This window comes from Mesorhizobium sp. M1143, from assembly GCF_040318435.1.
In the GTDB taxonomy this organism is placed as follows: domain Bacteria; phylum Pseudomonadota; class Alphaproteobacteria; order Rhizobiales; family Rhizobiaceae; genus Mesorhizobium.
The window spans coordinates 68,779-81,726 of record NZ_JAMYMJ010000018.1 but is presented as its reverse complement, the minus strand read 5'-3'; the positions used below and the strand labels follow the sequence as shown (position 1 = coordinate 81,726).

Here is a 12,948-nt window from a genome sequence, read left to right as displayed (position 1 = left end):
TTTAAAAGCCTCATCTAAATTCCTTGCGGGACGAGGGATTCTGATCGTGAAAAACGCCATTTTTCTCATGCTTGCGGCGGCCATCGTCTTTACCGGATGCCAGTCCTCGCAGGCGGCCGCGAAACGCGAGCAGGACGGGTGCATCTCCGCAGTCCATTTGTGGAGCATCACGTTCAAGCACGAAATCGCCTCTTTCATGGGCGTCTCGCAGGAGCGCATGCCGGCCCTGTTCTGCCAGCGTATCACCGAAGGCGTACGCAGCGGGCGGATCAGCTACTCCGATTTGAACAGAGTGCAGCTAGACCTGCCGACCGAGATATGGCTGGTCATCAAGGGCAAGTCAAAGGCGGCTGCCAGGGCCGCGCCGGTGCTGCGCAACTCCAAATTCCGGAGCTGCAAAGGTACTGAAGGCGCCTTCGAGGTTCCTATTTCCCAGAAGTGCCCGTTGAGCGGCTACGCACATTATTGAGAGCCCAGTCGCTCAGCCGGCATTTGCGCCAACGATCGAGCAATTCGAGAAAGAGCATGCCCGACTTCGTCCGTAACTGCGTAAAAACAAAGAAACAGAGCGGCGGCAAAGAACTCAGTTCTTTTCCTGCTTGATCTTTTCGGGCCCTTATCCAGCCTCCTCACAATCGATGGGGGCAGCTGACAATGAAGCCGTGGTTTGTGGCCCTGCCTGCAATGGTCGTCATGCTGGCCGGTTGCCAGACTGGGCAGGAGCAAGTGAAACAGGATCCCGAGGCGGCATTCGATCGCTGCATCACCAAGGTGGCCATATCGAATATATCGGCCAAACACGAGATCGCCGCTTTTATGGGCGTTTCCCTGGAGCGCATGCCGCCACTGCTGTGCCGCCGCCTTGCCGATGCCATGAAGAGCGGCCGGCTGACCTTCTCCGACATAAACCGCCTCCAGTTCGACCAGTCCACGGACATCTGGAAGGTCATAAAAGGCGGGTAGCCGCTTGGCTGCTGAACGGTTTGACCGCCAAAAGCTCCAGTCCTTGCAGAAAAGCCCGGCGCATGGCCGGGCTTTCCGTTCTTCGATCTGGATATTTCTGTCAGCCGCCGTCGATCGCGTCGGCGATCTGGGCGATGGCCTGCTGGTAGACGCTGGCGGAATTCCAGCCGGCGATGGCGCCCATATTCGCACTCGCGCTCGCACCCGCCCGCCAGCCATGAGCCTTGAGGAAGTTGGCCGTCGAAGCCAAGGCCGTTGCCTTGTCGCGCAGATTTCCGTTGCCGACGCCATACTTCAGGACATTGCCGGGCAGGAACTGCGTATGGCCGATCTCGCCATGCGCAGCGCCGACCGACGAGGCGCTGAGCGCGCCGCGATCGACCAGCTTCAGCGCCGCAATGGCGTGCGGGTAAAAGAACCCCGGGCGACGGCAATCATAGGCAAGCGTCAGAATTGCGGAGACGGTGTTCTGGTTGCCAAGGGAGGCTCCGAAGCCGGTTTCCATGCCCCAGATGGCCAGCAACACGCCCGGCGACACGCCGTAATTGCTCTCGATCCTGTCGAACATCGCCGCATTCGACTTCTTCAGCGCACGGCCCCTGGAAATGATCGCAGCTCCGCCACGGCGCTTCATGAAGGCGTCCACCGAACCGCTGAACGCCTTGTGGATGGCGCGGTCGACGGAGATTGTCTTTGTCGCGTAGCTGGCACCGGCCAGAGCAGCCAGACCCTTCCCACCAACACCTTCGGACCTGGCCTGCGCGGCAAAGTCCTGCTTCCACGCTTCGAAGCCCGCGCCGGTCTTGCCGCAGCTGGCCGCCGCCTGCGCGCCCGTCGCCAGCGCGAGTACCGCGACCACCGCGGCAGCAATAATCTTTCCCTTGGCAAGCAATGCCATGCTTTCTCTCCTGATTGCCTGAATCACGTCCCGGTTGCGAACTTGCCAGCGAAACGCGCCATTGTCACCGTACCCCCGGCGCTACCCTGGCCAATGCAGCGGAATTTGCTTACGATCAAGTGCTTATTGTGGCCGAAACGCCCGGTGCCGGGCAGGCGAATTCGCTGCTCGGGTAAAAAGAGGTGACGGGGGCATGGAACGGCGGCCCGTGGCGGGCGTTTGGGCGAGGCGCCGCTCCGCACCATATTCCTCCTCTGACGCCATACGCCAACGCCTGACGCATCGAGATCGACATGAAACTGTTCGACTGCCCGCATTGCGGCCATCGCCTCTACTTCGAGAATGCGCAGTGCCTGAATTGCGGGAGTCTCGTGCTTTACGATCCCGAGCATGCGCGCTTTGCCTTGTCTGACGTCGACGGCATCTTCCACTGCACCAATGCGGATGAATGCGCCTGCAACTGGATGGCCGAACCGGGTCATACCTACTGCCGCGCCTGCGTGCTGAACCAGCTGATCCCCGACCTCTCCGTCGACGGCAACCGCCGCCGCTGGATTCGCGTCGAGGCGGCCAAGAAGCGCGCCGTCTATTCGCTGCTCGCCTTCGGCCTTCCGGTCGTGCCCAAGCACAAGCACGGCGACGAAATCGGCCTCGCCTTCGACTTCATTGCCGATCCGATCGGCGGCGGTCCCGGCGGCGAACGCATCCTTACCGGCCACGACAACGGCCTGATCACGCTCAACGTCGCCGAGGCGGACTCGGCCGAGCGCGAGCGGCGTCGCGTCGAGATGGGCGAAAATTACCGCACGCTGCTCGGTCATTTCCGTCATGAGCTTGGCCATTACTACTGGGACCGGCTGATCCGCGACGAGCCGCAACGGCTCGATGCCTTCCGGGCGCTGTTCGGCGACGAACGCCCCGACTACGAGCAGGCGCTGAAGGCCTATTACGCCAATGGCGCTGCGCCCGACTGGCAGCAGAACCACATCTCCGCCTATGCGACGTCGCATCCATGGGAAGACTGGGCCGAGACCTGGGCGCACCACCTCCACATCACCGACACGCTGGAGATGGTGCACGCGCTGAATTTTCCACTCGGCCAGCTTGAGACGATGGAGACCAATGTGCTGCCGCAAGGCGACACCGGCGGCCGGTTGCAGGCGGCGCCCGCGGAACCTGACGCCGTGCCCGAGCCGTTCGAAAAGATTCTCGCCCGCTGGCTGGTACTCTCGGAAGCCTCCAACTCGATCAACCGCTGCATGGGCCTGCCCGACCTTTATCCCTTCGTCATTTCGGACGTGACGGCGCAGAAACTCAGCTTCGTGCATGAGCTTTTGACCGGTTTGCCGAAAGAAACCGGAACAAATCGTGAGCTGGCGTCGGTATTTTAGCCGGAACGCATGCGTTCTGGTTTCGTTTGGTGTCGCGAGGGACCATGAAAGGGAGAGAAACCATGAGACGCATATTGTTTCCGGCCGTCGCCGGGGCGCTTGTCGCGATGTCGGGTGCGGCACTCGCCGATACCGCCGTCTCGGCCGTCACCGATCTTAATGTGCGCGCCGGCCCCGGCCCGCAATATCCTGTGATCGGCGTGCTCGCCGCCGGCCAGTCGGCGACGCTCAATGGCTGCATCGAAAACAGCAAATGGTGCACCATTGCCGAAGCCGGAGGCCAGGGCTGGGTCTATTCCGACTATGTCACGGCCGATTTCGGCGGCAACCGGGTCGTTCTGACACGCCGCCCCGCCAACGCCGCCATCACCGTGGTTACACCGCCGCAGGATGATTATCCCGATACCTATACCGGTGCGATTCTGTCCGACGACGGCCCCGTCGACGCCATCGACAGGCCACCGGCGGAAGTCGGCACCTATGTCAGCACGCACCGGCTCGATCCTGTCTATCTCGAGGGCGAGGTGGTGACCGGTGCCACCTTGCCCGACACGGTCGAACTGCGCGAAATCCCCGACTACCGCTACCGCTACGTCTATGTGAATGGCCAGCAGGCGCTGGTCGACCCGCAGACACGGCGCATCATGTACGTCGTGCGCTGATTTTGCCTGGAAAGAATGACAAGTGAACTCGTGCCGCCCTCCTGCCGAGGCTGAGGGCGGCAAAAGGGTCGCTGAACAGCAGCAATTGCGCGAGAGCCGACGATCCCCTAGATCATGCGACCCGATGCGTTCGGCAGAGGAATTCGCGTGATATCAGATCCAGCCGCCTTCGAGCGCTATAGCAACACGGCCACCGAAAAGACGAACCTGCCGCGGCTGATAATTGGAACGGCAGTCGTCGTCCTGTTCTGGGTGGCGATCACCCTGGTTGTGGTGCTTGGCGGCACCTATGTCGCGATCGTCTGGCATGTATTGCCGGACGATCCGCGCGGGCCGCTTCAGGGCTTTCTGGCCTCGCCCATCGGCATACTCACCGCACTCACTTCGTTTACCGGCATCTGGCTCGGCCTCTGGCTTGCCATGCGTTTCGTCCATGGCGAGCCGCTCTCGGCGCTTTTCGGCGCCAGCCGCCGCGTGTCCTTGTCGGGCTTCCTCAAGGGCCTGGTCGCGGTGCTGATCACATCGGCGCTTTCCGAAATCCTGCTCTACTGGCTACAGCCCGAAATCGCCCGCGGCACGATCAACCTGTCGACCTGGCTGCTGTTCCTGCTCCCGATCGTGGCGCTGACCCTGCTGCAGACCTCGTCCGAGGAGATGCTGTTTCGCGGCTATCTGCTGCGCGGCCTGGCCAGGCGCTTCGAGAGCCCTTACGTGTGGGCGCTATTGCCCGCTTTGCTGTTCACCTCCTTGCATTGGAGCTCGGGCTCGACCCCCGCCATCAACGCCTGCGTGCTGGCCTCGATCGCCGCCTTCGCCTTGCTGTTGACGCTGGTGGTTTATGTCACCGGCAATCTCGGCGCCGCCTTCGGCGCCCATCTCGGCAACAATCTCACCGGCTTCCTGCTGATCTCGCATCAGGAGAACTACAATTCCTTCGCCCTGTTCAACGCCAAGCCGCTGGAAGGTCCGGACTGGACGACGACGGATGCCGTCATCATCGCCGCCATCGGTATCGTCTGCACCTTGCTGACGATCCTGCTGCTTCTGCACCCGCGCTCGCCGCTGAAGGTTACGGCCGACCCTCGGGATGCAGGGTGAACTAAACAGGGACCGATCCAGAGACCGGGAAGCCGCCCTTGTGTTGACTCTTCGGCCGATTTCCTGTCTACAGCCCCGAAATCCGCGACGAGTATCCCTCCGAGCAAGCCGACCAGGACGCCAAAACCTTTTGAGGTGGGTGCTGTAAACAGATCCTGGAGGCCAACACCCGGCAGCGCTGAGCGCCCCCGGGTGCTTTTTGGTTTTGAGCTTTGCTTGGATGAGCGGCGCGAACGCACTACCTCTCGGGCACCATCGGGGTGCCTGAGAAAAGGAAACGGAATGTTTGAATCGCTGCAGGAGCGCACAAGAGGCGTGGAGGGCCATCGGCCCGACAGGGATCACCATGAATCCAAGGCGCTCTCGCGCGGCGGGTTGACCAATGTTTGAATCACTTCAGGAGCGCCTTGGCTCCATCCTGAACGGCCTGACAGGCCGCGGCGCGCTGTCGGAGGCTGATGTCTCGGCGGCGTTGCGCGAGGTGCGCCGTGCGCTGCTCGAAGCCGACGTTGCGCTGGAAGTGGTGCGTTCCTTCACCGACAAGGTGCGCGAGAAGGCCGTCGGCGCCGCCGTCGTCAAGTCGATCAAGCCCGGACAGATGGTCGTCAAGATCGTCCATGACGAGTTGGTCGACATGCTCGGCGCCGAGGGCGTCGCCATCGACCTCAATGCGCCGGCGCCGGTCGTCATCATGATGGTCGGCCTGCAGGGCTCCGGCAAGACGACGACCTCCGCCAAGATCGCCAAGCGCCTGACCGAGCGCCAGAACAAGAAGGTTCTGATGGCCTCGCTCGACACGCGGCGGCCCGCGGCGCAAGAGCAGCTGCGCCAGCTCGGCGAGCAGGTCAAAGTCGCGACCCTGCCTGTCATTGCGGGCCAGAACCCGGTCGACATCGCCAGGCGCGCCGTCCAGGCAGCCAAGCTCGGCGGTCATGACGTCGTCATCCTCGACACCGCCGGCCGCACCCATATCGATGAGCCGCTGATGGTGGAGATGGCCGACATCAAGAAGATGTCGAGCCCGCACGAAATCCTGCTGGTCGCGGATTCGCTGACCGGCCAGGACGCCGTCAACCTTGCCAAAAGCTTCGACGAGCGCGTCGGCATCACCGGCCTGGTGCTGACCCGCATGGACGGCGATGGCCGTGGCGGTGCCGCGCTTTCGATGCGAGCCGTCACCGGCAAGCCGATCAAGCTGATCGGCACCGGCGAAAAGATGGACGGGCTGGAGGAATTCCACCCCAAGCGTATTGCAGACCGCATCCTCGGCATGGGCGACATCGTCTCGCTGGTCGAAAAGGCCGCCGAAAACATCGACGCCGAGCAGGCGGCGGCGATGGCCAAAAAGATGCAGTCGGGCAAGTTCGACCTGAACGACCTTGCCGGCCAGCTTCAGCAGATGTCGAAAATGGGCGGCATGGGCGGCATCATGGGCATGATGCCCGGCATGGGCAAAATGAAGGACCAGATGGCGGCCGCCGGCCTCGACGACAAGATGTTCGGCCGCCAACTCGCCATCATCTCGTCGATGACCAAGGCCGAGCGCGCCAATCCGGACATGCTGAAACATTCGCGCAAGAAGCGCATCGCCGCCGGCTCAGGCACGGATGCGGCCGAGATCAACAAGCTCTTGAAAATGCATCGCGGCATGGCCGACATGATGAAGGCGATGGGCGGCAAGGGCAAAGGCGGCGGCCTGATGCGCGGCATGATGGGCGGCCTTGCCTCCAAGATGGGCCTCGGCGGCATGATGCCGGGTGGCCCCGGCGGCATGATGGGTGGCGGCATGCCCGACCTCTCCAAGATGGATCCCAAGCAGCTCGAAGCCTTGCAGAAGCAGATGCCCGGTCTTGGCGGCATGAAGGGCCGGCCCGCCCCGAGCGGCGGTGGCCTGCCCGGTCTGCCCGGCGGCATGAAGCTTCCCGGCCTTGGCGGCGGTGGTCTGCCCGGCCTCGGAAAGAAGAAGTGAGGACGCTATGAACGAAGAAAAAGACATGGCCGACGCACGCACCATCCTGGCCGGCTATCGCGCCTCGATCGACAACATCGACGCCGCCCTCATTCATATGCTGGCCGAGCGCTTCCGCTGCACCAAGGCGGTCGGCGTGCTCAAGGCCGAGCATGGCCTGCCGCCCGCCGACCCGGCGCGCGAGCAGGAGCAGATCACCCGCCTTCGCCAGTTGGCGAAGGACGCCCATCTCGACCCCGATTTCGCGGAAAAATTCCTCAACTTCGTCGTCCGCGAAGTGATCCGCCATCACGAGCAGATCGCCGCGTCCAACGGCGCAAGCAAAACCGGCTAACAAAGTGCATGTCGCCCAAAAGTGCGCAGCGGTTTTGGGACAACGACCTGCACCAGACAAAGCCATTAACCCAACACTGAGATCAGAAATTTTAGGAGAAATGAAATGCCCTTGAAGATCAGACTGGCCCGTGCGGGCTCGAAGAAGCGCCCTTACTACCACGTCGTCATCGCCGACGCCCGTTCGCCGCGCGACGGCCGGTTCATCGAGTCGATCGGCTCGTGGAACCCGCTGCTGCCCAAGGACGGCGAGCGCGTCAAGGTCGACGCCGACCGCGTCAAGCATTGGCTGTCGCACGGCGCCCAGCCGACCGACCGCGTGCTGCGCTTCCTCGATGAGGCCGGCCTCCTCAAGCGCGAAGCCCGCTCCAACCCGAAGAAGGCCGAGCCCGGCAAGAAGGCGCAGGAACGCGCCTCTCTGCTGAAGAAGGCCCAGGAAGACGCTGCCGCCGCCGTTGCCGCCGCTGCTGCAGCCCCGGCCGAAGCGGAAGCCGCCACCGCAGAATAAGCATCGCGTCATCGCATCGACAAAACGGCGGGCCTGTGCCCGCCGTTTTGCTAATGTGCGGCGATGTCATATGCGTTCGAACGAAAGATGACTGAGCGGACCGTCACGGAAGAGACCCTTTTCGGCGGCGTAGCCGGAACGCTGTTGCGATGCGCCGGCGCCACGACAGGCGTCGTCGTGCTCAGCGGATCGAGCGGCCGCATCGACGTCACCCGCGCCCGGCTCTTTGCCAAGGAACGAGCATCCGCTCTCGCGCTGCAATGGTTTGGCGGCGAAGGTCAGGTGCCCGGCATTTGCGAGATCCCGCTCGAAACGTTTTTCGCGGCGACCGACTATCTTGTCCAGATGGGATGCCGGCGCATCGTCTATGTCGGGACCTCGAAAGGCGCCGAGGCCTCCCTGCTTGCGGCGGCTCACGATCCACGCATCGGCCTCGTGGTTGCGATCAGCCCGACATCGGTGGTCTGGGGCAATATCGGGCCGGGCCGCGACGGCGTCAGCTGGCCGGAACGATCGTCGTGGACGCTCGAGGGGATTCCTTTGCCGTTTGTCCCAAGCAGTCCCGCTTGGAACGCTGAGTATGTCGATGGTCTGGTGTCCTACCGGGGGCTCTTCCTACGTGCCTTGCAAACCTTCAAGGACGCAGCGGCCAAGGCTGCCATTCCCGCCGAAGCTATTTCAGCCGACATTGTTCTGGTTGCGGGCGGCGACGACGCGCTATGGCCATCGCTGGATTTTGCCCAGTCGATCGTTCGGCGTCGCCAGGACACAGCAATGACCACCTGCCTCGTCTCAGTGCCCGACGCCGGCCACCGCATTCTGCTGCCGGGCGAAAACACGCCGCGCTCGGGGCTGCACGCCCATGGCGGCAATGACGACGCCGACACACGCCTGGGCCGCCTGGCTTGGGAGCATATCCGGGGATTGCTGTAGCGCAGGCAGCCATGGTCCAGCTGCCTTGGGCAACAGCGAAACCGGCGATCTATAGCCGCCGGTTTCCGATGTTGGACCTGGCTGTGTTCAATAACCGTCGGGGCAGCTGGCGATGTAGGTGCGCCCGTTGCGGCCGCGGTAGCGACATTGACCGCTTTCGCTGGCACGGCCGATCAGCGCGCCGGCCACGGCGCCGACGGCGCCGCCGACGACGGCGCCCTGAACCGGATCATTTGCCACAGCTGCGCCAACCGCCGCGCCGCCGAGGCCGCCGACCGCGGCACCCTTTTCGGTTTGCGAGCACGCACCCAGTGCGGTCGCCAGTACCAGAATGATCATCGCTCTTTTCATTATCGTTCCTCTCTCACGCGGATCGCCGTCCTCGCCGCCACGGCTCTAACTCCCAGACGGCTGATTTGATCCCGATGACGTGAGAGATCGCGGTGTCCGCGCCGGTCACATTCGTGCCGACCGCCGCCGAGCTTGTTGAAAATCCAGGCTTTTCTACCTTTCGGCTGCCTTTTTCAGATTGGCGAGGCCAGCCTCGAAATCCTTGCCGATCAGCGTATCGAAACTCATGAACAGGCCCATCAGCTTGGCAATGAAGGGCCGGCTGCCGCGCATTGCCCAGGTGACTGCGGTGGTGTCGCCCGAGGGCTTCAGGGTGAAGTCGACGCTGTTGCTGGCCCGGAACGGCTTCTCGAAGTCGAGCTTCAGCGACACCAGCGAGGATGGCACGGAATTGACGATCTCCATGCGTCCCTTGCCGGCCTTGGCATTGCCTTCCCAGGCGTAGGCGGCGCCCTTGCCGGCATCAGCGCCCGACAGCGTGCGCTTCATCAGCGGGTCGAGCTTTTCGTAGGGTGACCATTCCGGCCAGTGCTTGAAATTGTTGATCAGCGGAAAGATCGCTTCCGGCGCGGCCTTGATGCTGGCGGTGCGGGCGGTGACGAAATCATTCGACCTCGTCGCCGCATAGATGAGCACGGCGGCGATGATGACGACCAGGAGGATGAGAATGGTGCTGAGCATGTTTTTCTCCTCGCTTAACGGCTGAACGGGATCAGGGCGCGCACGCTTGGGTCGCGCAGATAGAGACCGCCCCACAGGATGATGCCGAGATAGACGCTAAACAGCGTGTGCGAAAACAACGGGCTGCCGACGCGCATATTTGTGGCGATGGCGCCGCCGAGATAGCCGGTGAGCAGGATGGCGCCGAGCACCGAGGTGCGGGGCAGCGCATAGAGCGCGGTCGAGATCAGCCCGATAATGCCGAGCGTGCGCGCGACATTGACATCGGCCGGCCAGCCGAGCGGCACCATGGTCTGGGTGACGACATCGAGCGGCGGCAGCTTGATGACGCCGTCGAAGATCATAAACAGGATGATGAGGCCGCTGAGCACGCGGCCGGTCCACAGGGCGCCCGATGAGACGGGCATGGTTTGAGAAATACTCACGGGTGTTCCCTCCTAAGCGGTTCGAGCCGTTTGCTGGCTTCGGACCAAGGACGAGCGATGGGGCGGCGATCCTACAGGGTGCGGATTCTTTTTGGGTAGCAGCAAGCAAAAGCCGCTGCGTGGCGATCCTTCACACCCCCCTCTGGCCTGCCGGCCATCTCCCCCGCAAGGGGGGAGATTACACGCTCGACCGCTTCGGCAATGTTCCATGAATGAGCGGAGCATCGAAACCGCCGATCTCCCTGGTTGCGGGGGAGATGCCCGGCAGGGCAGAGGGGGGCGCTGTCCCTCCACCTTGACGGACTATCGACATCCACCAGTCACGGCTATTGATAGGGCTGGGCGAGAGACGAGCGAATGGCCGGCGAGACTGATCTGAAAAAGCTGCTGGCGGCGATGACGCCGGAACTGCTGCCGGACGTCTACGTGTTCGCTACGCTCACACCTGGAATCAGCCGGCAGGCAGGCCTCGATCCCGTGATGGTCTTTCGCGAGCGCGAGGGTGTGACACTGATCGTGACCGAGGACGCGGCACGGGCGGCCGGGCTGACCGCTTCGTTCCGCTGCCGCATGATCACCCTGAACGTCCACTCCTCGCTGGAAGCCGTCGGCTTCCTCGCCGCCATCACCGCCCGGCTTGCCGCCGCCGGCATGGGCGTCAATCCGGTCTCTGCTTTCTATCATGACCATCTGTTCGTGCCCGCTGAGCGGGCCGAGGAAGCGATGGAGTTATTGCGCCAACTGGCCAAGGATAACGCCGGCTGAATATCAAGCTCGACGCAGGTAGAGAATATCCGGCAGGCCTTCTTCGTTGGTGGTGCCCGCGCCGAACGCCTCGGGGCGAAAGCCATGGCGCTCGTAGAAGCGACGCGCGCCGGTGTTGGCCTGGAAGCAATGCAGTTTAACGATCCGTAGCGCGGCGGTCGCTTGCACCAGCAGCCGGCTGCCGATGCCTTGCCCCGTCCAGGCGGGGTCGAGATAGAGCTGTTCCACCCAATCGCCGCTCAGGGCAATGAAGCCGACAATGCCGGTGCCGGCCTCGGCGACCGTCACCTGCTGCCGGGACAGCACGATCTCGCGGATGAAGGCAAGATCCTCATCCGGCGTGTGGATGACCGGCATCCAGGAGAACGAGCCAAGTGCGGCCCGCATGACAATGGCGATGGTCGCGGCATCCAAAGCCGTGGCGGGGCGCAGCACGATTTTGGTGGGATCGTTCAAAGGCGTTTCTCAACAGAGGTCAGCGCTGCCCTCATCCCCCTGCCGGGACCTTCTCCCCGTGAACGGGGAGAAGGAAGGCTTCGGCCGAAGGCCGAGCCCGCGACTACGGGCCGCCGGCTTTCCGGCGCCCCGCGGAGGGCCAGCCGCGGCAGCGGCGATACGGCCCGTGAGCGATAAACGGAATCGGCCGAAGGCCGAACCCCGTGAGCGAAAACAAACCAGCCGTCAGGCCGCCTTCTTCTTCGGCTGGATCAGGCCGCGCTCGACCAGAAGCTCGGCGATCTGCACCGCGTTGAGCGCCGCGCCCTTGCGCAGATTGTCGGAGACGATCCACATCGACAGGCCGTTGTCGATGGTCGAATCCTCGCGGATGCGCGAGATGAAGGTGGCGTCCTCGCCGGCCGATTCCAGCGGCGTGATGTAGCCGCCATCCTCGCGCTTGTCCAAGACCTGGCAGCCCGGCGCTTCGCGCAGGATATCGCGCGCCTCGTCGGCGGTGATCGGCTTTTCGAACTCGATGTTGACGGCTTCGGAATGGCCGATGAACACCGGCACGCGCACACAGGTCGCCGTCAGCTTGATCTTGGGGTCGAGCATCTTCTTGGTCTCGGCGACCATCTTCCACTCTTCCTTGGTCGAGCCGTCGTCGAGGAAGACGTCGATGTGCGGAATGACGTTGAAGGCGATGCGCTTGGTGAACTTCTTGACCTCGACGCCATCGGCGACGAACACCGCGCGGGTCTGTGTAAAGAGTTCGTCCATGCCTTCCTTGCCGGCGCCCGATACCGATTGATAGGTGGCGACGACGACGCGCTTGATGGTGGCGACATCGTGCAGCGGCTTCAGCGCCACGACCAGCTGCGCCGTCGAGCAGTTCGGATTGGCGATGATGTTCTTGCGGGTGAACAGCGAGATCGCATCCGGGTTCACTTCCGGCACGATCAGCGGCACGTCCTGGTCGTAGCGGAAGGCCGACGAGTTATCGATGACGACGCAGCCCTGCTTGCCGATCTTCGGCGACCACTCCTTGGAGACGTTGCCGCCGGCCGACATGATGCAGATGTCGGTGTCGGAAAAATCATACTGGTCGAGCGTCTTGACCTTCAGCGAACGGTCGCCGAACGACACTTCGGTGCCCTGGCTGCGCCGCGAGGCCAGCGCCACGACTTCGCTTACCGGAAAGCCGCGCTCTTCCAGTATGTTGAGCATTTCGCGCCCCACATTGCCCGTGGCGCCGACTACCGCAACTTTGAAACTCATCAGAAATCTCCTGTCCCTCTCCGCTTGGTTTTTGGAGAAAACCCGCCGGCCAATGCGGGTTTTGTCCCCCGGGCCGGACCCGGGAGAGGGTGGTTAGGCCAAGGGAATCACACCGTTTTGGTGGTGGTTTTGGCCATAGTTTTGCTGGAACGGTAAGACGCGCCAACGCGCCCGGCCCCATGATTGTGGCCGGGGAAGTCGAATGCAAGAAGAGCCATCAGAAGGCCGCGCATCGAAAATGATCCCGTTCGATGC

16 protein-coding genes are annotated in these 12,948 nt (G+C 63.1%); 10 read left to right on the top strand and 6 right to left on the bottom strand.

What is annotated here, in order from left to right; translation table 11 throughout:
- Window positions 1-46: 46 nt before the first annotated feature.
- Together NKH35_RS15135 and NKH35_RS15130 are read left to right on the top strand one after the other, a co-directional pair.
- A complete protein-coding gene (locus NKH35_RS15135; protein ID WP_023710248.1) occupies window positions 47-469 on the top strand; it encodes a hypothetical protein in 423 nt (140 codons plus the stop codon).
- 185 nt (window positions 470-654) lie between these two features.
- Window positions 655-963 (top strand): hypothetical protein, encoded by a 309-nt coding sequence (locus NKH35_RS15130; RefSeq protein WP_023755653.1) that lies wholly within the window; start codon window positions 655-657, stop codon window positions 961-963.
- Between the two features lie 100 nt (window positions 964-1,063).
- Here NKH35_RS15130 and NKH35_RS15125 read toward each other — a convergent pair whose 3' ends face one another.
- Window positions 1,064-1,861, bottom strand: a complete 798-nt coding sequence (locus tag NKH35_RS15125) for a lytic murein transglycosylase (RefSeq protein WP_023671711.1) — start codon at window positions 1,859-1,861, stop codon at window positions 1,064-1,066.
- Between the two features lie 293 nt (window positions 1,862-2,154).
- Between NKH35_RS15125 and NKH35_RS15120 the strand changes: the two genes are divergently transcribed.
- From NKH35_RS15120 to NKH35_RS15090, 7 genes are all read left to right on the top strand, one after another.
- On the top strand, window positions 2,155-3,252 hold the full coding sequence (locus NKH35_RS15120) for a zinc-binding metallopeptidase family protein (protein WP_023671710.1): 1,098 nt from the start codon (window positions 2,155-2,157) through the stop codon (window positions 3,250-3,252).
- 62 nt (window positions 3,253-3,314) lie between these two features.
- Window positions 3,315-3,914: a DUF1236 domain-containing protein gene (locus NKH35_RS15115; RefSeq protein ID WP_023671709.1), complete on the top strand. Its 600-nt coding sequence runs from the start codon at window positions 3,315-3,317 to the stop codon at window positions 3,912-3,914.
- Between the two features lie 147 nt (window positions 3,915-4,061).
- Window positions 4,062-5,012: a CPBP family intramembrane glutamic endopeptidase gene (locus NKH35_RS15110; RefSeq protein ID WP_352915166.1), complete on the top strand. Its 951-nt coding sequence runs from the start codon at window positions 4,062-4,064 to the stop codon at window positions 5,010-5,012.
- Window positions 5,013-5,394: 382 nt separating this feature from the next.
- Window positions 5,395-6,981: a signal recognition particle protein gene (ffh, locus tag NKH35_RS15105; RefSeq protein WP_023831885.1), complete on the top strand. Its 1,587-nt coding sequence runs from the start codon at window positions 5,395-5,397 to the stop codon at window positions 6,979-6,981.
- Window positions 6,982-6,988: 7 nt separating this feature from the next.
- Window positions 6,989-7,315 carry a chorismate mutase gene (locus NKH35_RS15100; protein ID WP_023671706.1) on the top strand — a complete coding sequence of 109 codons (327 nt, stop codon included), beginning with the start codon at window positions 6,989-6,991 and terminating at the stop codon, window positions 7,313-7,315.
- A 105-nt stretch (window positions 7,316-7,420) separates the two neighbouring features.
- A complete protein-coding gene (gene rpsP / locus NKH35_RS15095; protein WP_023671705.1) occupies window positions 7,421-7,822 on the top strand; it encodes a 30S ribosomal protein S16 in 402 nt (133 codons plus the stop codon).
- Between the two features lie 87 nt (window positions 7,823-7,909).
- A complete protein-coding gene (locus NKH35_RS15090; protein ID WP_023831886.1) occupies window positions 7,910-8,755 on the top strand; it encodes an acyl-CoA thioester hydrolase/BAAT C-terminal domain-containing protein in 846 nt (281 codons plus the stop codon).
- A gap of 87 nt (window positions 8,756-8,842) precedes the next feature.
- Here the strand turns inward: NKH35_RS15090 and NKH35_RS15085 are convergent, their stop codons facing one another.
- The 3 genes from NKH35_RS15085 to NKH35_RS15075 form a co-directional block, all read right to left on the bottom strand.
- Window positions 8,843-9,106 carry a YMGG-like glycine zipper-containing protein gene (locus tag NKH35_RS15085; RefSeq protein WP_023687657.1) on the bottom strand — a complete coding sequence of 88 codons (264 nt, stop codon included), beginning with the start codon at window positions 9,104-9,106 and terminating at the stop codon, window positions 8,843-8,845.
- Window positions 9,107-9,259: 153 nt separating this feature from the next.
- Window positions 9,260-9,787: an SRPBCC family protein gene (locus NKH35_RS15080; RefSeq protein ID WP_023831887.1), complete on the bottom strand. Its 528-nt coding sequence runs from the start codon at window positions 9,785-9,787 to the stop codon at window positions 9,260-9,262.
- 14 nt (window positions 9,788-9,801) lie between these two features.
- Window positions 9,802-10,212 (bottom strand): DoxX family protein, encoded by a 411-nt coding sequence (locus NKH35_RS15075; RefSeq protein WP_023687655.1) that lies wholly within the window; start codon window positions 10,210-10,212, stop codon window positions 9,802-9,804.
- A 357-nt stretch (window positions 10,213-10,569) separates the two neighbouring features.
- On the opposite strand from NKH35_RS15075, the gene NKH35_RS15070 reads away from it, so the two are divergent.
- Window positions 10,570-10,977 carry an ACT domain-containing protein gene (locus tag NKH35_RS15070; RefSeq protein WP_023671700.1) on the top strand — a complete coding sequence of 136 codons (408 nt, stop codon included), beginning with the start codon at window positions 10,570-10,572 and terminating at the stop codon, window positions 10,975-10,977.
- Between the two features lie 3 nt (window positions 10,978-10,980).
- Here NKH35_RS15070 and NKH35_RS15065 read toward each other — a convergent pair whose 3' ends face one another.
- Together NKH35_RS15065 and NKH35_RS15060 are read right to left on the bottom strand one after the other, a co-directional pair.
- Window positions 10,981-11,433 carry a GNAT family N-acetyltransferase gene (locus NKH35_RS15065; protein WP_023726012.1) on the bottom strand — a complete coding sequence of 151 codons (453 nt, stop codon included), beginning with the start codon at window positions 11,431-11,433 and terminating at the stop codon, window positions 10,981-10,983.
- Between the two features lie 225 nt (window positions 11,434-11,658).
- The gene (locus tag NKH35_RS15060) at window positions 11,659-12,693 is read right to left on the bottom strand and encodes an aspartate-semialdehyde dehydrogenase (protein WP_023671698.1); all 1,035 of its coding nucleotides are present in this window, start codon (window positions 12,691-12,693) and stop codon (window positions 11,659-11,661) included.
- Window positions 12,694-12,948: the final 255 nt, after the last annotated feature.